The sequence below is a fragment of the Geodermatophilus sp. SYSU D01106 genome, assembly GCF_054049995.1.
This window is the reverse complement of sequence record NZ_JBJGYM010000006.1, coordinates 56,895-75,721: the sequence shown is the minus strand read 5'-3', so window position 1 is coordinate 75,721 and position 18,827 is coordinate 56,895. Positions and strand designations below refer to the sequence as shown.

Here is an 18,827-nt window from a genome sequence, read left to right as displayed (position 1 = left end):
CCTACCGGCGGCGGCCCGGGCGCGCTCAGACGGCGAAGAAGACCGTCTCGCGCTCGCCCTGCAGGCGGACGTCGAGGCGGTAGCCGTCGTCGGTGGGCGTGGCCAGCAGGGTGTCCCGCTGCTCCTCGGTCAGCCCGCGCAGGACGACGTCCTCGGCGTTGGCGTCGGCCTCGTCGGCGAAGTAGACCCGGGTGACGACGCGGTCGAGCAGGCCGCGGGCGAAGACCGAGACGTCGACGTGCGGCGCCTGCAGCCCGCCCTCGCCGTCGGGCACCCGCCCGGGCTTGAGCGTGAAGACGGCGAACTCACCCGTGATCGTCGAGGCGCGCGCGTACCCGCGGAACCCCGGGTACGTGGACGCACCGCGCGGGTCCTCCGGCGACGGGAAGCGGCCGTCGGGGTCGGCCTGCCACGTCTCGACCATCGCGTCGGGCACCACGTCGCCGTTGCCGTCGAGCACCCGGCCGCGGATCCAGACGCCGCCCTCGGTGCCCTCGGCCGCGGCCCACACGCCGTCGGGCCAGGTCAGGCCGATCGCCAGGTAGGGGCCGACGGTGGCGCTGGGGGTGGTCCCCAGCCGCAGCGGCCCGGTGAGGAAGCCGCTGCCCCGCTGGCCGGAGCGGGGCTGGAAGGGCTCCGAGGGGTTCGGCGGGACGTCGAGGGGGTCCGGCACGCTCGCGGTCACGCCACGTCTCCGTCGTCGTCGGTCTCGAAGGGGGTCTGGTCCGCGCCGCGCAGCACGACGTCCCACTCGAACGCGAGCGCCCAGTTGTCCTGGGTGCGCTCGAGGGAGAACCGGCTGATCGCCCGGTGCCGGGCCGCCGCCGGGATGGCGTTGAAGATGGGGTCCTGGCCGAACAGCGGGTCGTCCGGGAAGTACATCTGGGTGACCAGGCGCTGGGTGAACGCCCGGCCGAACAGGCTGAAGTGGATGTGCGCCGGCCGCCAGGCGTTGTGGTGGTTGCCCCACGGGTAGGCGCCGGGCTTGATCGTCAGGAACTCGTAGCGGCCCAGGCTGTCGGTGACCACGCGGCCGAGCCCGTCGAAGTGCGGGTCCAGCGGGGCCGGCCAGTTGTCGACGACGTGCCGGTAGCGGCCCGCCGCGTTGGCCTGCCACACCTCCACCAGCGCGCCCGGGACCGGCCGGCCGCCGCTGTCGAGCACCCGCCCGTGCACGAGGACCCGCTGGCCGACGGCCTCGCCGCCGTTGCGCCACGTCAGGTCGGCGTCGGTGGGCAGCACGCGGTCCTCGCCGAGCACCGGGCCGGTGACCTCGGTGAGCCGGTGCGGCAGGTCCACCGGCGTCCGGAGCGGCGCGCGCAACCCGGTGCTCCGGTACTCGGGGAAGCCCACGGGGGTCCGCGTGGCGTCGGGCTCGGGCAGGTAGCGCGGCAGCAGCAGCCCGCCCTCGGACGTGGTCCCGGTCATACCGGGCAACGTACGGCCGGCCGCGTACCCTCCCAAGCCGGGCTTTCCACTGGGAGGAAGGACGGCGATGGCCGGTGGCAGCGCCGCCCCGGGGCGGTCGGTGACCTCGCGGGCGCTGGCGATCCTCGACGCGTTCGACGCCTCGGCCCCCCGGCTGTCGCTGAGCGAGATCGCCGAGCGGTCGGGCACCCCGCTGACGACGGCGCACCGGCTGCTCGCCGAGCTCACCGGGTGGGGCGCGCTCGCCCGGCGTGCCGACGGACGCTACGAGATCGGCCGCAAGCTCTGGGACCTCGGCCTGCTCGCGCCGGTGCAGCTCGAGCTCCGCCAGGTCGCCTCGCCGTTCCTGCTCGACGTGCACACCGCCACCCGCGACACCGTGCACCTCGCCGTCCGCGACGGGCTGTGCGCCCTCTACGTCGAGCGGATCTCCGGCCGGGAGTCGGCGCCGGTGGTCAGCCAGGTGGGCAGCCGGCTGCCGCTGCACGCCACCGGCGTCGGCAAGGTGCTGCTCGCCTCCGCGCCCGACGAGGTCGTCGCCGAGGTGCTGGCGGCGCCGTCCCGGGCCACCCGGCACACCGTCGTCGACCCCGGCCGGCTGCGCCGGGAGCTCACCGAGGTGCGCCGGCGCGGGTGGGCGCGCACCGCGGAGGAGATGTCGCTGGGCACGCTGTCGGTCGCGGTGCCGGTGCGCGTGGAGCGCGGGAGCAGCACCGTCGTCGCGGCGGCGCTGGGCATCGTCGTCCCCAGCCACCGGCGCGACCTCCCCCGGCTGGTGCCCGTCCTCGAGGTCGCCGCGCGCGGCATCGGCCGGGCGCTGGCCACCACACCCGTCTTCCGCTGAGCGGGAGGACGAGGTGTCCACAGGCGCGTAGCCCGGGTCACACTCGGGCCATGCGCACCCAGGTGGGGATCATCGGCGCCGGCCCGGCCGGCCTGCTGCTGTCGCGGCTGCTCGCCCTGCAGGGCATCGACTCCGTCGTGCTGGAGAACCGCTCCCGCGAGTACGTCGAGGCGCGGATCCGCGCCGGCATCCTCGAGCAGAACACCGTCGACGTGCTCACCGAGGCGGGCATGGGCGACCGGCTGCACCGCGAGGGCCTCGAGCACCGCGGCATCCACCTGCAGTACCCCGGGGTGCGCCACACCCTCGACTTCCCCGAGCTGTGCGGCCGCCGCGTGTGGGTCTACGGCCAGACCGAGGTGGTCAAGGACCTCGTCGCCACCCAGCTCGCCGGCGGCCCGCCGCTGCACTTCGAGGTCTCCGACCTCGCGATCGAGGACGTCGACACCGACAGCCCGCGCATCCGGTTCACCGACGCCGACGGCACCCCGCAGGTGCTCGAGTGCGACGTCGTGGCCGGCACCGACGGGTTCCACGGCCCCTCGCGCGCCGTCGTCGCCGAGGGCACGCGGCAGCAGCTGTGGGAGCGCACCTACCCCTACGCGTGGCTGGGCATCCTCGCCGAGGCCGCCCCCACCACCGACGAGCTCATCTACGCCTGGCACCCCGACGGCTTCGCTCTCTACTCGATGCGCTCGCCGTCGGTGTCGCGGCTGTACCTGCAGGTCGACCCGTCGGAGAAGATCGAGGACTGGTCCGACGACCGGATCTGGGAGGGCCTGGCCACCCGCTTCGCGCTCGACGGGTGGGAGATCAGCACCGGGCCGGTGCTGGAGAAGTCGATCCTGCCGATGCGCTCCTTCGTCAGCGCGCCGATGCGCCGCGGCCGGCTGTTCCTCGCCGGGGACGCCGCGCACATCGTGCCGCCCACCGGCGCCAAGGGCCTCAACCTCGCCGTCGCCGACGTCGTCCTGCTCTCCCGCGCGCTGGTGCGCCTGCTGCAGGAGAAGGAGACCGACCTCGCCGACGCCTACTCCGACACCGCGCTGCGGCGGGTCTGGCGGGCCACCCACTTCTCCTGGTGGATGACGTCGATGCTGCACACCACGGGCGACCCGTTCGACGCCGAGCTGCAGCTCTCGCAGCTGCGCCGGGTGTGCTCGTCGGAGGCCGCGGCGCGCGAGCTGGCCGAGAACTACACCGGCCTGCCGTACTAGAGGAGGTCGCGCACCCGGTCGGCGGTGCCGGGCGCCAGCGGCAGGTGCGGCAGCACGCCGGTCACCTCGGCGGGCTCCAGGCCCTGCTCGAGAAGGACCCCGGTCAGGCGGGGGGCCTCGCCCGGCGGCACCGGTGAGGGCAGCCCGGACTCCCGGACGGCGGCCAGCGCGAGGAACAGCGCGGCGGAGAGGTCCTCCTCCGGCTCCGGGGCCGCAGCGCGGACGGCGGCGCGGGCGGTGGCCTCGGCGGCGCGCACCAGCGACAGCGGCAGCCCCTCGGCCTCCACCTCCAGCAGCGGCGTGCGGCCCAGGGCGGCGAGCACCAGGTGCTCCGCCTCGGTGCGCAGCGGCTGCTCCCACTCCCCGGCGCGGACGACGTCGGCCGGATCGGCGTCGGCGGGGTCCTCACCGAGGTCGTCGAGCAGGTCGGCCCACTGCGCGGGCCGGGTGCGGCGGGCCCGGTCGGCGGCGGCCACGCACGTGTCGAGCACGAACGGCTCGATCACCTCGCGGTCGAAGCGGTCGGCGAACACGGTGCCGTCGGCGTCGACGGCGTTGAGCGCGTCCTGGAAGCTGCCGGGCCGGGCGTCGCCGAGCTCGATGCGGCCGTCCTCCTCCCCGGACAGCGGCTGGCCGGTGGCGGCGCGGTCGCCGATCGTGGAGCCGGTGGCCACCAGCCGCCCGCGCAGCCGGGTGTGGTGCGGGCGGTCCGACAGCCCCACGGTCCAGGCGCAGGCCTCGGCGATGAGCGCGGCGCGGCGCTCGCGCAGCACCTCACGGCCGAGGAGGGCGAACCAGTCGGGGGCGAACCCCGTGCCGTCGAACACCCTCCCGTTTCTACCCGGCCCGGCGCCGCCGCCGCCCGCGGACGAGGTCCTCGACGGTCGCGCGGGCGCCCCGCTCGCGCAGCGCGACCCGGGTCGCGACGAAGGGCTCCGCCACCCGCGGGTCGTCGGCGAGGTCGCCGAAGACGTCGCGCTCGCGGAGGAACTCCAGCGGGTCGGCGTCCCGCGCCCGGCGGGCCAGCGCCTCGCCCCGCGGGTCGGACAGCTCGAGGGGCCGGCCGGCGTCGTCGGCGCCCTCCGCGGTGCGCGCCCACCCGGCCAGCACCGCCACCGACCGGCGGACGTCGCGGCCGGCCTCCAGGTCCGCGCGGATCACCGGGAGCAGGAACTGCGGGATGCGGTCGGAGGCGTTCTCGCAGATCCGCGCCAGGGTGTCGGCGACGGCGGGGTTGGCGAAGCGGCCCACCAGGTCGGCCTTGTAGCGGCGCAGGTCGATGCCCGGCACCCGCGGCAGCGTCGGGGTGGCCTCCTCGTCGAGGTAGCCGGCCAGGAACTCGCGGAACAGCGGGTCCTGGCTGGCCTGGTGCACGTACCCGTGGCCGGCCAGCCGCCCGAGGTGGGCCAGCACCTGGTGGCCGGCGTTGAGCAGGCGCAGCTTCATCAGCTCGTACGGGGCGACGTCGGCGACCACCTGCACGCCGACGTCCTCCAGCGGTGGCCGCCCGCCCGCGAACTCCTCCAGCACCCACTGCGTCCACGGCTCGCACACCACCGGCCAGGCGTCCTCGACCCCGATCGCGGCGGCCACCTGCTCGCGGTCGGCGTCGGTGGTGACCGGGGTGATCCGGTCGACCATCGAGTTCGGGAAGGCCACCTCCCCGGCCACCCACTCCCCCAGCGCCGGGTCGCGCAGCCCGGCGAAGGCGGCGAACGCCTCCCGGGCCAGGTGACCGTTGCCGGGGATGTTGTCGCAGGAGACGACGGCGAACGGCGGCAGCCCGCGCTCGCGCCGGCGCACCAGCGCCTCGGTGACCAGGCCGAACGTCGTCCGCGGCGGGGATCCGGGCCGCAGGTCGGCGACGACGGCGGGCGCCCCGGTGTCGAAGCGGCCGGTCTCGTGCGAGGTGTTGTAGCCGCCCTCGGTGACCGTCAGCGAGACGATCCGGGTGCCGGGCGCCGCCATCCGCTCCACCACGGCGTCCGGGTCGTCGGGGGCGAGCAGGTACTCGGCGATGGAGCCGACCACCCGCGCGTCGAGGTAGCCGTCGGGGTGCTTGACCACCAGCGTGTAGAGCCGGTCCTGCGCCGCCATCACCTCGGCCATCCGCCGGTCCGAGGGCAGCACGCCGACGCCGCAGATGCCCCAGTCCACCTGCCCGGACTCGAGCAGCCGGTCGACGTACACCGCCTGGTGCGAGCGGTGGAAGCCGCCGACGCCGAGGTGCACGATCCCGACGCCGACCTCCGACCGGTCGTAGCGCGGCGTCCACACCGAGGGGCTCAGGTGGGGCAGCGTCGTGGCGTCGAGCCGGGGCATCGGCGGTCCTCCTCGGGTGCGGTGCGCGGGGGCTACCCGTCGGCGGCGCTCTCACCCACCGGGGCCCGGGCGGGCACCGCCACCCGCTGGAGGTCCTCGGCGACGACGAGGTCGCCGTCGAACTCGGCCCGCGCCTCCTCCTCGAACGCGCGCGGGTCGGGGTAGCGCTGGGAGAAGTGGCTGAGCACCAGCCGCCGGACGCCCGCGTCGGCCGCCACCCGCGCCGCCTGCCGGGCGGTGAGGTGGCCGTACTGCCGGGCGAGCGCCTCGTCCTCGGCCAGGAAGGTCGACTCGATCACGAGCAGGTCGGCGCCCTCGGCCAGCGCCGCGACGTTGAGGCACATCCGGGTGTCCATGACGAAGGCGAACACCTGCCCGCGCCGCGGCTCGCTGACGTCCTCGAGGCGCACCGTCCTCCCGCCGACCTGCAGCGCGCCCTCGCGCTGCAACCGGCCGACGTCGGGGCCGGCCACCCCGGCCGCGGCGAGCCGGTCGGGCACCATGCGCCGGCCGTCGGGCTCGACGAGCCGGTAGCCGACCGAGGGCACCGGGTGCTCCAGCCGGCGCGCCTCGATCGTCCCGGCGAGGTCCTCCGCCAGGACGCCGTCGTCGTGCACCGGTTCCTCGCGGATCTCGGCGCGGTCGGCGAACACCGACGCGTGGCGGAGCCTGTCGAACCACTGCTGACCGGACGCGGGGTAGTGCGCGGTGACCGGGTGGGCGACGCCGTCGAGCGACATCCGCTGGACGACGCCGGGCAGGCCGAGGCAGTGGTCGCCGTGGAAGTGGCTGACGAGGATCCGGTGGACGGCGCTGCTCGGGACGCCGGCCAGCAGCAGCTGCCGCTGGGTGCCCTCGCCGGGGTCGAAGAGGAAGCCGCGGCCGTCCCAGCGCAGCAGGTAGCCGTTGTGGTTGCGGGTGCGGGTGGGCGCCTGGCTCGCGGTGCCGAGCACGACCAGTTCCCGCGCCGCCACGGACGGCACGGTAGCCGTCCCTCGGCGGGTCGTGCTCTGCACACCACGGTGGGCAGAGCACGACCGCGCGTCAGCCGAACAGGTCGGACAGGAACGACTCCTTGCGCTTCTTCCCGTGCGAGCCGTGCGACGACGAGTGCCCCTGCGAGCCGCGGACGGCCCCGAGCACCTCGTTGACGACGGCGCCGAGCCCGGCCCCGCCCGCCGCGGCCGGGTACTGCGCGCCGTGCTGCTGCCCGTACTGCTGCTGATGGGCGGGCTGCCCGTACGGCTGCTGCCCGTGCTGCTGGCTGTGCTGCTGCCCGTGCGAGGGCGCCCCGTACTGCTGCTGGGCCGCGGGCTGGGCGTGCTGGCCGCCGGCCGCGGCGCCGTGCCAGGTGTTCTCCGCGTCGATGAGGCGCTCGAGCTCCCCGCGGTCGAGGAAGATGCCGCGGCACTCGGTGCACTGGTCGACGTGCACGCCGTTGCGCTCGTAGGTGCGCATCGCGCCCTGGCACTTGGGACAGACGAGATCCATGCCGCACGGTACGACGACGGCGAGGCCCCCGGACAGCGGCGGACCGTGCCACAGTGCCCGCCCGTGACGACGACCCGCACGGTGACCCTCCGGTTCGGCTCGGCCTCGCGCGAGAGCCGCACGCACACCAACCTCTCCGCCGTCCGCAGCGACGGGCCGGTCCTCTGGGTGGCCGGCGACGAGACCGCCACCATCGAGCGGCTGGTCGCCGACGACCCCGCCGACCCGGCCGCCTACGGCGACCAGACGACCTTCTCCCTCGCCGACCTCGTGCCCCTGCCCGGCGGCACCGGTCCCGACGTCGAGGAGGAGGCCGACATCGAGGGCATCGCCCGCCACGACGGCGCGGTGTGGGCGGTCGGCTCGCACAGCCTGCGCCGCCGCCGGATCCGCGACGAGCACGACGGCGCCAAGGCGCTGCGCCGGCTGGCCACCATCACCGGGCAGCCGCGACGGCAGATCATCGCCCGCATCCCGGTGGTCGACGTCGACGGGCTGCCCACCCTGGTGAAGGACGACGGCACCCGCAGCGCCGCCGTCTTCGGCGCCCGCGGCAAGGACCTGCGCGACCTGCTGGCCGACGACGAGCACCTCGGCCCGTTCCTCGGCATCCCGAGCAAGGACAACGGCCTCGACGTCGAGGGCATCGCGGTGGCGGGCGAGCGGGTCTACCTCGGCCTGCGCGGGCCGGTGCTGCGCGGCTGGGCCGTGGTGCTGGAGCTGCGGCCCGAGGTCGACGAGCGCGACCCCGCCCGGCTGCGGCTCCGGAAGTTCCCCGACGGCCGCCGCTACCGCAAGCACGTCCTGCGGCTGGCCGGGCTCGGCGTCCGCGACCTGTGCCCGCAGGGCGACGACCTGCTGGTGCTCGCCGGCCCGACCATGGACCTCGACGGCCCGGTGTACGTCTACCGCTGGCACGGCGCGGTGGTGTGCGAGGAGCCGGCCGTCGTCCGCGGCGACCAGCTCACCCGCGAGCTGGCGCTCCCCTTCGGCGACGGCGACGACCACCCCGAGGGCATCGGCCTGCTGGGCGACCCGGCCGGCGGCCGGCTGCTCGTCGTCTACGACAGCCCGGCCCCCGAGCGGCTCACCGACGACGGCGGCGTGGTGGCCGACGTCGTGCAGCTGCCCTGACCCCGGCTCAGCCGATCCGCACCGGGCGGGCGGCGGCCACGCCGGCCGCCGCCAGCCCGGCGCCGACGGCGAGCAGCAGCACCAGCGGCACGGTCCAGCCGCCGGTGGCCTCCGACAGCGCCCCGACGACGACGGGACCGAGCCCGCCGACGGCGTAGCCCACGAGCTGGCTCATCCCCGACAGCCGGGCGGCCACGCCCGCGTCCGCCGAGCGCAGCACCACGAGGGTCACCGCCAGCGCGATGCCCGCGCCCTGTGCGAGCCCGCCGACCGCCGCCCACGCGGGCCACGCGCCGGGCGCGGCGAGCAGCCCGGCCACCGGCACCACCCACAGCGCGGCGACCCCCAGCGCGAGCCCCGACTGCCCGCGCGCGCGGGCCAGCACGGCCGGCACCAGCAGGCTGCCCGCGATGCCGAGCACCTGGTAGACCGACGCGGCCAGCGACCCGGTGGCCGCGTCGGTGCCGGCGCGGTCGGCGAGCAGCGTGGGCAGCCAGGCGGTGAGCGAGAAGTACAGCGTCGAGTGCAGCGCCTGCACCGCGGTCACCGCCCAGGCCACCGGCGAGCGCCACACCGGCGCCGAGCCGCCGAGCGCCGCACCGCCGGGCGCCGTGCGGGCCGGGGCCGTGGCGTCGGCGCCCCGGGCGGCCCGCGCCCACACCACCGCGGCGACCAGGGCCAGCACGCCCTCGGCGGCGAGCGCGCCGCGCCAGCCCAGGACGGCGGCCAGCGGGGCGGTGAACGCAGCTCCCGCGGCGGCCCCGGCCACCAGCGCCGCGGTGTAGAGGCCGGTGACCGTGCCCGCGCGCCGGCCGAACCCGGCCTTCACCACCGCCGGCAGCAGCACGTTGCCGACCGTCATCGCCGCGCCGACAGCGAGGGTGCCGGCGAGCAGCACCGGCGGCCCGTCGAGCACCCGGAGCGCCTGGGCGGCCGCGAGCAGCAGCAGCGACCCGAGCACCGCCCGGCCCGCGCCCAGCCGCCGTCCCGCCGCGGCCGACACCGGCGCGAGCACGGCGAAGCACAGCACGGGCAGCGTGGTGAGCAGCCCGGCGGCCGCGGCGGACAGGCCGGTGTCCGCGCGGACGTCGTCGAGCACCGGCCCGACGGCGGCGATCGCGGCGCGCAGGTTGACCGCGGTAAGGAGGACCGCGGCCAGCAGCAGGCGGTTCCCCCCGGGCACCGGTACATCCTGCTCCCGGCGGTACCGGCACCCGGGGGGCGGCCGCCGGTCGTGGAACACCTGCGTCTAGTGTCCCACCCGTCCGTGGCCCAGCTCACACCGACGTGGCGGGCCGGAACGCTGGAGGTCACCTTGCCCCTCTCCCTCCCCCGGCGGGCGCGCAGGTCGCTGCTCGCCGCCGCCACCGGCGCCGCGCTCACCGCGGGCGTCCTCGCCACCGCCTCCCCCGCCGCAGCGGGTCCCGGCACGGCGGGTCCCGGCGGCCCGCCCGACCGCGCGCCGCTGGTGGTCGAGACCGCCGAGGGCGCCGTCGCCGGCTCCCGCCCCGGCGACTACCGCCTCTTCCAGGGCATCCCGTTCGCCGCCCCGCCGGTCGGCGACCTCCGGTTCCGCCCGCCGCAGCCGGTGCAGCCGTGGGAGGAGACGCTCGACGCCACGCAGCCGGGCAGCGCCTGCCCGCAGGTGGCGAGCCTGACCAACCCGACGTCCTCCACCGAGGAGGACTGCCTCTACCTGAACGTCACCACGCCCGCCGGGCTGGACGCCCGCCGCGACCGGCTGCCGGTCATGGTGTGGATCCACGGCGGCTCCTGGCGCACCGGCAGCGGCGACCGCTACGACGCGAGCAAACTCGCGCTCGAGGGCGACGCCGTCGTCGTGACCGTCAACTACCGGCTCGGCCCGTTCGGCTTCCTCGCCCAGGACGACCTGTCCGCGGCGATCGGCGACGCGGGCTCCGGCAGCGCCGGCCTGCTCGACCAGCAGGCCGCGCTGCGGTGGGTGGAGCGCAACGTCGCGGCCTTCGGCGGCGACCCGCGCAACGTGACGATCTTCGGCGAGTCGGCCGGGGCGTCGTCGGTCTGCGCGCAGCTGGCCTCCCCCACGGCCGCCGGGCTGTTCGACAAGGCCATCGCGCAGAGCTACAGCTGCACCACCCGCTACGCCTCCCTGGACGAGGCGGAGACCGTCGGCGAGGGCGTGGCCACCGCCGTCGGGTGCACCGGGGAGGGCGCCGCGGTCGTCGCGTGCCTGCAGCGGGCGCCGGTGCCCGACCTGCTGCGCGCGTGGCCGGCCGGTGGCGGCTCGTTCGTCGTCGGCGGGTCGTCGCTGCCGGTGCAGCCGGCCGACGCGATCACCTCGGGCACCTGGAACCGCGTGCCGGTGATCCACGGCAACCTGCAGGACGAGAACACGCTGTTCACCCCGCTCGGCGTCCCGCCGGCGCAGCTGCCCGTGCTGCTCGACCCCGCGAACTACGACACCGTGCTGGCCCAGCGGTACGGCGCCCGGGCGGGCGAGGTCGCGGCGCGCTACCCGCTGGCGGAGTACGGCTCGCCGCTGCGGGTGCTCGCCGCGATCGCCAGCGACACCGGCAGCGCGCTGTCGACCTGCGAGCACGTCGACGCCTACGAGGCGCTGGACCAGCGGCCCCGCCGCGACCGGGTCTACGCCTACCAGTTCCGCGACCAGACGGCCGACCCGCTGCTGGACTTCTCGCGGCCGCCGTTCTCCTTCCCGGCGGGGCTCTACGACGAGGGCGCCCAGCACGCCGGCGAGCTGCCCTTCCTGTTCCCCGGGCTGTTCGGGGACGGCCTGACCGCCGAGCAGGAGGAGCTGTCGACGGCGATGGTGCGGTACTGGACGAACTTCGCGGCCACCGGCAACCCCAACGGCCGCGGCGTGCCGGCCTGGCACCGGTACTCCGACCCGTCCGACGTCCAGGGCCTCGACCTCGCCTCCGCCGGGGGCATCGGGCCGGTCGACGTCGCCGCGGACGCGAACTGCGCGTTCTGGGACACGTTCTGACGCGCTGAGCAGCACCCCGGGCCCCGGGCGGCAGCCGCCGTCCGGGGCCCGGGTACGTCCACCCTCCCCCGGCCCGACGCGCCCGGTCACTCCGGATCTACTCCCGAGTAACAGGTGTGGGATCGTCGGGGGACACGTCGAGACGGCGCCGTCGCCGTCAGGAGAGAGGTCCCATGCGGTTGCAGCTTTCCCCGGAGATGGAGGCCTTCCGGGATGAGATGCGCACCTTCTTCACCACGCAGGTGCCGAAGGAGATCCGCGACCAGGTCGCGGCGCGGCGGCACGTGAGCCGCGAGCAGTACATCGAGGCCCAGCGGGCCCTCAACGCCGCCGGCCTGGCCGTGCCGCACTGGCCGGTGGAGTGGGGCGGCCGCGACTGGACGCCGCTGCAGCGCCACATCTGGCGCGAGGAGATGCAGCTGGCCAGCGTCCCCGAGCCGCTGGCCTTCAACACCAGCATGATCGGGCCGGTCATCGCCGCCTTCGGCAACCAGGAGCAGAAGGAGCGGTTCCTGGCCAAGACCGCGAACCTCGACATCTGGTGGTGCCAGGGCTTCTCCGAGCCCGACGCCGGCTCCGACCTCGCGTCGCTGCGCACCACCGCAGTCCGCGACGGCGACGACTGGGTGGTCAACGGCCAGAAGACCTGGACCACCCTCGGCCAGCACGCCGACTGGATCTTCTGCCTGGTGCGCACCGACCCGACGGCGGAGAAGAAGCAGCGCGGCATCTCGATGCTGGTCTTCCCGATGGACACCCCCGGCGTCACGCTGCGGCCCATCCAGCTCATCGACGGCGGCCACGAGGTCAACGAGGTCTTCTTCGAGGACGTCCGCGTCCCCGCCGAGAACCTCGTCGGCGAGGAGAACCGCGGCTGGGACTACGCCAAGTTCCTGCTCGGCAACGAGCGCGTCGGCATCGCCCGCGTCGGCGCCACCAAGAAGCTGATCGCGCAGGCCAAGGAGTTCGCCCGCGAGATCACCGCCGGCGGCCGCCCGCTGTCGGAGGACCCCCGCACCCTCGCGCGGATCGCCGAGCTGGAGAACGAGCTGCTGGCGCTGGAGCTCACCGCGCTCCGCGTCGTCGCAAACTCCGCCGACGGCAAGCCGCACCCGGCGTCGTCGGTGCTCAAGCTGCGCGGCTCGGAGCTGCAGCAGGCGGCCACCGAGCTGATCGTCGACATCGCCGGCCCGCTCTCGCTGGCCTCCTTCGCCGACGGCGGCTCCGCGGTCCCCGACTGGGCCCGGGTGGCGACGCCCGAGTACCTGAACTACCGCAAGGTCTCCATCTACGGAGGCAGCAACGAGGTCCAGCGGACCATCATCGCCGGCACGATCCTGGGGCTGTGAGGTAGACGTGGACTTCACCTACGACAGCGAGCAGAACGACCTGCGGGAGGCCGTGCGCGGCCTGCTGCAGCGCGCCTACCCCGACACCGAGCGGCGCCGCTCGGTCGTCGGGAGCGACCCCGGCTTCGACGAGAAGACGTGGGCGCAACTGGCCGAGATGGGCGTGCTGGGCCTGCCCTTCGCCGAGGAGGACGGCGGCATGGGCGCCGGCCCGATCGAGGTCGGCATCGTGGCCGAGGAGATGGGCCGGGTGCTGGCGCCCGAGCCCTTCGTCGAGGCCGTGGTCCTCGCCGGCGGCCTGGTGGCCGCCGTCGGCACCGCCGCGCAGCGGACGGCGGTCCTCGGACCGCTGTCGGAGGGCGGCAGCGTGCTCGCCTTCGCGCACGCCGAGCCGGCCACCCGCTGGAGCCCCTCGGCGTCGGCGGTCACCGCCACGCAGGACGGCGACGGCTGGCGGCTGACCGGCGTCAAGGAGCCGGTCGCCAACGGCGCCCGCGCCGACGTGCTGGTCGTGTCGGCGGCGGTCGACGGCGGCACCGCGCTGTTCCTCGTCCAGGGCGACGCCGCGGGCCTGACCCGCACCGGCTACCGCACCCACGACGGCGGCCGCGCGGCCAACGTGACGCTCGACGGCACCCCGGCCGAGCTGCTCGGCGAGGGCACCGCGGACCGCAGCGCCGACGTCGAGCGGGTGCAGGCCCTGGCCCGCATCGCCCACGCCAACGAGTCGGTCGGCGCGATGGAGTCCGCGCTGCGCATCACCGCGGAGTACCTGAAGACCCGCAAGCAGTTCGGCGTCACCCTCAACCGGTTCCAGGCGCTCACCTTCCGCGCCGCGGACATGTACGTGTCCGTGGAGCTGGCCCGCAGCACCGCGCTGTGGGCGAGCATGGTGGCCGACGCGGGCGGCGACGTCGTCGCGGCCGGCGACCGGGCGCGGCTGCAGACCAGCCGGGCGGGCCGGCACGTGGGCAAGGAGACCATCCAGCTGCACGGCGGCATCGGCGTCACCGCGGAGTACAGCGTCGGCCACTACACCAGCCGGCTCACCGCGATCGACCACGTGCTCGGCGACGGCGACTGGGCGGCCGACCGCCTCGCCGCCTCCGTCGACAGCTACCCGACGGTCGACCCGCTGGGCGCGCCCTACACGGGCTGAACCGGCACCCCGCACGACCAGCGGCGGCCGGCGTCCCCTCACGGGGGCGCCGGCCGCTGCCGTTCCCGGCCCCGGGCACCTAGGGTGCGCAGCCGTGCTCGCCTGGCTGGTCCTCGTCGCCGTCGTCGCGGTCGCCCTGGGCTGGGGCGCCGCGCGGCTGGTCCGCCGCCGCCGCGGCCGGGTCGCCGCGGGCCTGGTCGCCGTCCTCGTCGGGACGCTCGCGCTCGGCGGTGGCTCGCAGCTGTGGGCGCGCGCCTCGCTCGACTCGTCCGGGATCGCGCGGGCGCTGGTGTGGATGGACGCCGACGTCGACGACCGGCTGCGCTTCCCCGCCCTGCCGGTGCCGGCCGGCGACGACGTCCTGCCGCTGCGCGAGGGCTCCCTCCCGGGCGGCGTCCTGGACCGCGTGACGGTGCCCGGCTCCGGCGAGGAGGACCTCGACGCGCTGCTGCAGCGCACGGAGACGACGGCGTTCGTGGTGCTGCGCGGCGACGAGGTGCTGCTGGAGACCTACGGCGAGGGGCAGTCCCGCGAGTCGCTGCAGACGTCGTTCTCGGTGGCCAAGTCGGTGCTCTCGACGCTGGTGGGCCTGGCGGTCGAGCGCGGGCACATCGGCAGCCTGGACGACCCGGTCACCGCCTACGTGCCCGAGCTCCTCGACCGCGACCCGCGCTTCGCCGAGGTCACCCTGCGGCACCTGGTGACCATGTCCTCGGGCCTGTCCTACGAGGAGCAGGGCCTGCCCTGGAGCGACGACGCGCTCACCTACTACGCCCCCGACCTGCGCGCGCTCGCGCTGACCGCCGAGGTCGAGGAGCCGCCCGGGCGCACCTGGCTCTACAACAACTACAACCCGCTCCTGGTCGGGATGGTGCTCGAGCGGGCCGTCGGCGAGCCGGTGGAGCGGTTCGCCGCCGAGGCGCTGTGGGGGCCGATGGGCGCCGAGGCCGACGCGAGCTGGAGCGCCGACAGCGCCGCCTCGGGCTTCCCGAAGATGGAGAGCGGGTTCAACGCCCGCGCGCTGGACTACGCCCGCTTCGGCCTGCTGTTCGCCCGCGAGGGCCGCGCCGGCGACCGGCAGGTGGTGCCCGCGGACTGGGTGGCCGAGGCGACCGCGCGGGACACCAGCGGCGACCCGGCCGAGCACTACCAGTACTGGTGGTGGGTGGACACCGAGCGCGAGGGCCGGTTCTCCGCGCGCGGCAACAAGGGCCAGTTCGTCTACGTCGACCCGGCCACCGACGTCGTCGTCGTCCGCACGGGCCGGGAGGCCGTCCTCGAGGACTGGACGGCCGTGCTGCGCGACGTCGCCGACCGCGTGGGCTGACCCGGACCCGGTGCGATCCGCGTCACGAAACGGGGCCGGCTGGGGCCGGATGCCGGATCGGCCTGCCACCATGCCTCACCGGGGTCGGGCCGCCCGCCTCCCCGCTGCACCACCCAGTCACGCCGGCAACGGGGCCGGCCCGAACTGACGTTGGAGTGCGCGTGCTCATCGGTGTGCCGGCAGAGACCCGACGGAACGAGACGCGGGTGGCCGCGACGCCCGTGAGCGTCGGGCAACTGCTCGCCCTCGGCCACGAGGTCCTGGTCCAGTCCGGCGCCGGAGGGCGCGCCGACTTCCCCGACGAGGCCTACGTCGCGGCCGGCGCCCGCATCGGGTCGGCGGCCGAGGCGTGGGGCGCCGACGTCGTCCTGCACGTCAACGCCCCCACTCCCGACGAGGTCGCGCGGCTGCGGTCCGACGCGGTGCTCGTCTCGCTGCTCGCCCCCGCGCTGTCCCCCGACCTGCTCGACGCGCTCGTCGCCCGCGGGGTCACCGCGCTGGCCATGGACGCCGTCCCGCGCATCTCCCGCGCCCAGTCGCTGGACGTGCTGTCGTCGATGGCCAACATCGCCGGCTACCGCGCCGTCGTGGAGGCCGCGCACGCGTTCGGCCGGTTCTTCACCGGCCAGGTCACCGCCGCGGGCAAGGTGCCGCCGGCCAAGGTGTTCGTCGCCGGCGCCGGCGTCGCGGGGCTCGCCGCGATCGGCGCCGCGAGCAGCCTGGGCGCGATCGTGCGGGCCACCGACGTCCGCCCCGAGGTGGCCGAGCAGGTGCGCTCGCTCGGCGGGGAGTACGTGGGCGTGCCGGCCGACGAGGAGGAGCAGGCCGCCGGTCGGGCATCGGGATCGGGCACCGGCTACGCGTCGGTCACCTCGGAGAGCTTCAACGCGCGCGCCGCCGTCATGTACGCCGAGCAGGCCCGCGACGTCGACGTCGTCGTCACCACCGCGCTGATCCCCGGCCGCCCCGCGCCCCGGCTGCTCACCGAGGACATGGTGGCGAGCATGAAGCCCGGGTCGGTGGTCGTGGACATGGCCGCCGCGCAGGGCGGCAACGTGGCGGGCTCGGTGCCCGACGAGGTGGTGGTGACGCCGAACGGCGTGACGATCATCGGCTACACCGACCTGCCCGCCCGGCTGCCCGCGCAGGCCTCGCAGCTGTTCGCCACGAACCTGGGAAACCTGGTCAAGCTGCTCACTCCGGGCAAGGACGGGCGGCTGGTCCTCGACCTCGACGACGTCGTCGTGCGCGGCATGACCGTGGCCCGGGCGGGCGAGAAGCTGTGGCCCCCGCCGCCGGTGCAGGTCTCCGCGGCGCCCGCCGCGGCCGCGTCACCAGCGGCGCCGCTGCCACCACCGGCCGCCAAGGCCCCCGCGCCACCCGGTCGGCGGGCCGCGCTGGTCGGGCTCGGCGCCGCGCTGCTGTTCCTGCTGGCCGCCTTCTCCCCCGACCAGCTCATCGGCAACCTGACGGTGTTCGCGCTGTCGGTGGTCGTCGGGTTCTACGTCATCGGGCACGTGCACCACGCGCTGCACACCCCGCTGATGAGCGTCACCAACGCCATCTCCGGGATCATCGTGGTCGGCGCGATCCTGCAGCTCGGGCACGTCAGCACGGTGGTCACCGTGCTCGCCTTCCTCGCCGTGCTGCTGGCGAGCATCAACGTCTTCGGTGGCTTCGCGGTGACCCGCCGCATGCTCGGCATGTTCCGGAGGGCCTGACGCGATGTCCGCCACCACCGCGGCCTCGGCCGCCTACATCGTCGCGGGCCTGCTGTTCGTGCTGAGCCTGGCCGGCCTGTCGAGGCACGAGACGGCGAAGGCCGGGAACGCCTACGGCATCGCCGGCATGGCCATCGCGCTGGTCGCCACCATCGGGCTGGCCTGGCGCAACGGTGACGCGCTCGCCGTCGGGCTGATCGTCGTCGCCATGGCCCTGGGTGCGGCGATCGGCATCTGGCGGGCGCGCATCGTCGAGATGACCGGCATGCCCGAGCTCATCGCGCTGCTGCACAGCTTCGTCGGCCTGGCCGCGGTGCTCGTCGGCTGGAACGGCTACCTGTCGGTGGAGGGCGCGCCCGCCGGGGAGGCCGAGGAGCTGGGGCTGCCGGTCGGCATCCACTCCGCCGAGGTGGCGATCGGCGTCTTCATCGGCGCGGTCACCTTCACCGGCTCGATCGTCGCGTTCCTCAAGCTGTCGGGGCGGATCAGGAGCAACCCGCTGGTCCTGCCGGGCAAGAACGCGCTGAACGTCGGCGCGCTCGCGGTGTTCGTCGGCCTGACCGTCGTCTTCGTCGTCTCCCCCGGCCTCGGCGTGCTGTCGGCGCTCACCGTGCTGGCGCTGGGCCTGGGCTGGCACCTGGTCGCCTCGATCGGCGGCGGCGACATGCCGGTCGTCGTCTCGATGCTCAACAGCTACTCGGGCTGGGCGGCCGCGGCGTCGGGCTTCCTGCTCGACAACGACCTGCTGATCATCACCGGCGCGCTGGTCGGCTCCTCGGGTGCCTACCTCAGCTACATCATGTGCCAGGCGATGAACCGCTCGTTCCTGTCGGTGATCGCCGGCGGCTTCGGCAACGAGGGCAGCACCACCGCGGCCGCCGTCGAGGGCGAGCACACCGAGGTCACCGCCGAGGAGGTCGCGCAGCTGCTCCGCGACGCCGACTCCGTCGTCATCACCCCCGGCTACGGCATGGCGGTGGCGCACGCGCAGAACGCCGTCGCCGACCTCACCCGCACCCTCACCGACAAGGGCGTGGAGGTCCGCTTCGGCATCCACCCCGTCGCGGGGCGGCTGCCCGGGCACATGAACGTGCTGCTCGCCGAGGCGAAGGTGCCCTACGACGTCGTCCTGGAGATGGACGAGATCAACGACGACCTCGCCAAGACGTCGGTGGTGCTGGTCATCGGCGCCAACGACACGGTCAACCCAGCCGCGGCCGAGGACCCGGGCAGCCCGATCGCCGGCATGCCGGTGCTGCACGTCTGGGAGGCCGAGCACGTGGTGGTGTTCAAGCGGTCGATGAGCACCGGCTACGCCGGCGTGCAGAACCCCCTGTTCTTCCGCGAGAACACCCGGATGCTGTTCGGCGACGCGCGCGAGCGGGTCGAGGACATCCTGAGGGCTCTCTGAGAGGAGCGGCGTGCACCCCACGACGCAGGCACTGGTCTCACCGGCGTGGCTCATCGGGGGGCTGCGCAACGTCCCCGGCTACCTGGCGACGGCGCAGGGCGGGCTGACCTTCGTCAGCGACACCCCGGTGTTCGACGTCCCGCTGGCGCAGGTGACCGACGTGTCCTGGCCGTGGTGGTGGTTCGGCGGCGGCGTGAAGCTGACGGCGGCCGGTCAGCGGTGGAAGGTCACCTTCGTCCGGCCCAACGGCATGCCTCCGCCGAACCCCTCCATGCTGGAGACCGGCGTCGGGGTGTTCGGGCTGCTCACCGGCACCTGGCACGACCTCTACGCCATGCGGGGCCTCGCCGACGTCCGCAGCGGCCGGGCCGCCGGGAAGCGGTGGCGCGAGGTGCTGCCCGGCTGAGTTGCGGTGCGCACGGCGGGGGGACGACG

17 protein-coding genes are annotated in these 18,827 nt (G+C 75.3%); 10 read left to right on the top strand and 7 right to left on the bottom strand.

Annotation, left to right across the window (positions count from 1 at the left end; translation table 11 throughout):
- Nucleotides 1-25: 25 nt before the first annotated feature.
- The gene (gene pcaG, locus ACI78R_RS08600) at nucleotides 26-685 is read right to left on the bottom strand and encodes a protocatechuate 3,4-dioxygenase subunit alpha (RefSeq protein WP_245794504.1); all 660 of its coding nucleotides are present in this window, start codon (nucleotides 683-685) and stop codon (nucleotides 26-28) included.
- On the bottom strand, nucleotides 682-1,428 hold the full coding sequence (gene pcaH / locus ACI78R_RS08595; protein ID WP_175562845.1) for a protocatechuate 3,4-dioxygenase subunit beta: 747 nt from the start codon (nucleotides 1,426-1,428) through the stop codon (nucleotides 682-684). The genes pcaG and pcaH overlap by 4 nt, the downstream gene beginning before the upstream one ends.
- 67 nt (nucleotides 1,429-1,495) lie before the next feature.
- Between pcaH and ACI78R_RS08590 the strand changes: the two genes are divergently transcribed.
- Both ACI78R_RS08590 and ACI78R_RS08585 read left to right on the top strand, forming a co-directional pair.
- Nucleotides 1,496-2,272 (top strand): IclR family transcriptional regulator, encoded by a 777-nt coding sequence (locus ACI78R_RS08590; protein ID WP_073420160.1) that lies wholly within the window; start codon nucleotides 1,496-1,498, stop codon nucleotides 2,270-2,272.
- A 50-nt stretch (nucleotides 2,273-2,322) separates the two neighbouring features.
- Complete coding sequence (locus ACI78R_RS08585; protein WP_457040371.1) at nucleotides 2,323-3,489, top strand: 4-hydroxybenzoate 3-monooxygenase; 1,167 nt, start codon at nucleotides 2,323-2,325, stop codon at nucleotides 3,487-3,489.
- On the opposite strand, the gene ACI78R_RS08580 is transcribed toward ACI78R_RS08585, so the two are convergent.
- The 4 genes from ACI78R_RS08580 to ACI78R_RS08565 form a co-directional block, all read right to left on the bottom strand.
- Nucleotides 3,486-4,316, bottom strand: a complete 831-nt coding sequence (locus ACI78R_RS08580; protein ID WP_457040370.1) for a hypothetical protein — start codon at nucleotides 4,314-4,316, stop codon at nucleotides 3,486-3,488. The genes ACI78R_RS08585 and ACI78R_RS08580 overlap by 4 nt on opposite strands.
- 10 nt (nucleotides 4,317-4,326) lie before the next feature.
- Nucleotides 4,327-5,811: a mannitol dehydrogenase family protein gene (locus ACI78R_RS08575; RefSeq protein ID WP_073420163.1), complete on the bottom strand. Its 1,485-nt coding sequence runs from the start codon at nucleotides 5,809-5,811 to the stop codon at nucleotides 4,327-4,329.
- A gap of 32 nt (nucleotides 5,812-5,843) precedes the next feature.
- Complete coding sequence (locus tag ACI78R_RS08570; RefSeq protein WP_457040369.1) at nucleotides 5,844-6,785, bottom strand: ribonuclease Z; 942 nt, start codon at nucleotides 6,783-6,785, stop codon at nucleotides 5,844-5,846.
- A gap of 70 nt (nucleotides 6,786-6,855) precedes the next feature.
- Nucleotides 6,856-7,302 carry a TFIIB-type zinc ribbon-containing protein gene (locus ACI78R_RS08565; protein ID WP_457040368.1) on the bottom strand — a complete coding sequence of 149 codons (447 nt, stop codon included), beginning with the start codon at nucleotides 7,300-7,302 and terminating at the stop codon, nucleotides 6,856-6,858.
- A gap of 63 nt (nucleotides 7,303-7,365) precedes the next feature.
- On the opposite strand from ACI78R_RS08565, the gene ACI78R_RS08560 reads away from it, so the two are divergent.
- Nucleotides 7,366-8,436 carry a DUF3616 domain-containing protein gene (locus tag ACI78R_RS08560; RefSeq protein ID WP_073420165.1) on the top strand — a complete coding sequence of 357 codons (1,071 nt, stop codon included), beginning with the start codon at nucleotides 7,366-7,368 and terminating at the stop codon, nucleotides 8,434-8,436.
- 7 nt (nucleotides 8,437-8,443) lie between these two features.
- Here ACI78R_RS08560 and ACI78R_RS08555 read toward each other — a convergent pair whose 3' ends face one another.
- The gene (locus ACI78R_RS08555; RefSeq protein ID WP_457040367.1) at nucleotides 8,444-9,619 is read right to left on the bottom strand and encodes an MFS transporter; all 1,176 of its coding nucleotides are present in this window, start codon (nucleotides 9,617-9,619) and stop codon (nucleotides 8,444-8,446) included.
- A 132-nt stretch (nucleotides 9,620-9,751) separates the two neighbouring features.
- Here ACI78R_RS08555 and ACI78R_RS08550 point away from each other — a divergent pair, with 132 nt between their 5' ends.
- From ACI78R_RS08550 to ACI78R_RS08520, 7 genes are all read left to right on the top strand, one after another.
- A complete protein-coding gene (locus ACI78R_RS08550; RefSeq protein ID WP_457040366.1) occupies nucleotides 9,752-11,425 on the top strand; it encodes a carboxylesterase/lipase family protein in 1,674 nt (557 codons plus the stop codon).
- Nucleotides 11,426-11,598: 173 nt separating this feature from the next.
- Nucleotides 11,599-12,774, top strand: coding sequence for an acyl-CoA dehydrogenase family protein (locus ACI78R_RS08545; protein ID WP_073420167.1), 1,176 nt, complete (start codon nucleotides 11,599-11,601; stop codon nucleotides 12,772-12,774).
- 7 nt (nucleotides 12,775-12,781) lie between these two features.
- Complete coding sequence (locus ACI78R_RS08540) at nucleotides 12,782-13,933, top strand: acyl-CoA dehydrogenase family protein (RefSeq protein ID WP_457040365.1); 1,152 nt, start codon at nucleotides 12,782-12,784, stop codon at nucleotides 13,931-13,933.
- A 94-nt stretch (nucleotides 13,934-14,027) separates the two neighbouring features.
- Nucleotides 14,028-15,260: a serine hydrolase domain-containing protein gene (locus ACI78R_RS08535; RefSeq protein WP_457040364.1), complete on the top strand. Its 1,233-nt coding sequence runs from the start codon at nucleotides 14,028-14,030 to the stop codon at nucleotides 15,258-15,260.
- A 155-nt stretch (nucleotides 15,261-15,415) separates the two neighbouring features.
- The gene (locus ACI78R_RS08530; protein ID WP_457040363.1) at nucleotides 15,416-16,981 is read left to right on the top strand and encodes a Re/Si-specific NAD(P)(+) transhydrogenase subunit alpha; all 1,566 of its coding nucleotides are present in this window, start codon (nucleotides 15,416-15,418) and stop codon (nucleotides 16,979-16,981) included.
- A 4-nt stretch (nucleotides 16,982-16,985) separates the two neighbouring features.
- Nucleotides 16,986-18,392 carry a Re/Si-specific NAD(P)(+) transhydrogenase subunit beta gene (gene pntB, locus ACI78R_RS08525; RefSeq protein ID WP_457040362.1) on the top strand — a complete coding sequence of 469 codons (1,407 nt, stop codon included), beginning with the start codon at nucleotides 16,986-16,988 and terminating at the stop codon, nucleotides 18,390-18,392.
- 10 nt (nucleotides 18,393-18,402) lie between these two features.
- Nucleotides 18,403-18,798: a hypothetical protein gene (locus ACI78R_RS08520; RefSeq protein ID WP_073420171.1), complete on the top strand. Its 396-nt coding sequence runs from the start codon at nucleotides 18,403-18,405 to the stop codon at nucleotides 18,796-18,798.
- Nucleotides 18,799-18,827 lie beyond the last annotated feature (29 nt).

Bases quoted from the DNA above. Each gene is read 5' to 3' on its own strand.
- pcaH (WP_175562845.1), bottom strand. From the start codon at position 1,428: ATGACCGGGACCACGTCCGAGGGCGGGCTGCTGCTGCCGCGCTACCTG.
- ACI78R_RS08590 (WP_073420160.1), top strand. From the start codon at position 1,496: ATGGCCGGTGGCAGCGCCGCCCCGGGGCGGTCGGTGACCTCGCGGGCG.
- ACI78R_RS08585 (WP_457040371.1), top strand. From the start codon at position 2,323: ATGCGCACCCAGGTGGGGATCATCGGCGCCGGCCCGGCCGGCCTGCTG.
- ACI78R_RS08575 (WP_073420163.1), bottom strand. From the start codon at position 5,811: ATGCCCCGGCTCGACGCCACGACGCTGCCCCACCTGAGCCCCTCGGTG.
- ACI78R_RS08565 (WP_457040368.1), bottom strand. From the start codon at position 7,302: ATGGATCTCGTCTGTCCCAAGTGCCAGGGCGCGATGCGCACCTACGAG.
- ACI78R_RS08545 (WP_073420167.1), top strand. From the start codon at position 11,599: ATGCGGTTGCAGCTTTCCCCGGAGATGGAGGCCTTCCGGGATGAGATG.
- pntB (WP_457040362.1), top strand. From the start codon at position 16,986: ATGTCCGCCACCACCGCGGCCTCGGCCGCCTACATCGTCGCGGGCCTG.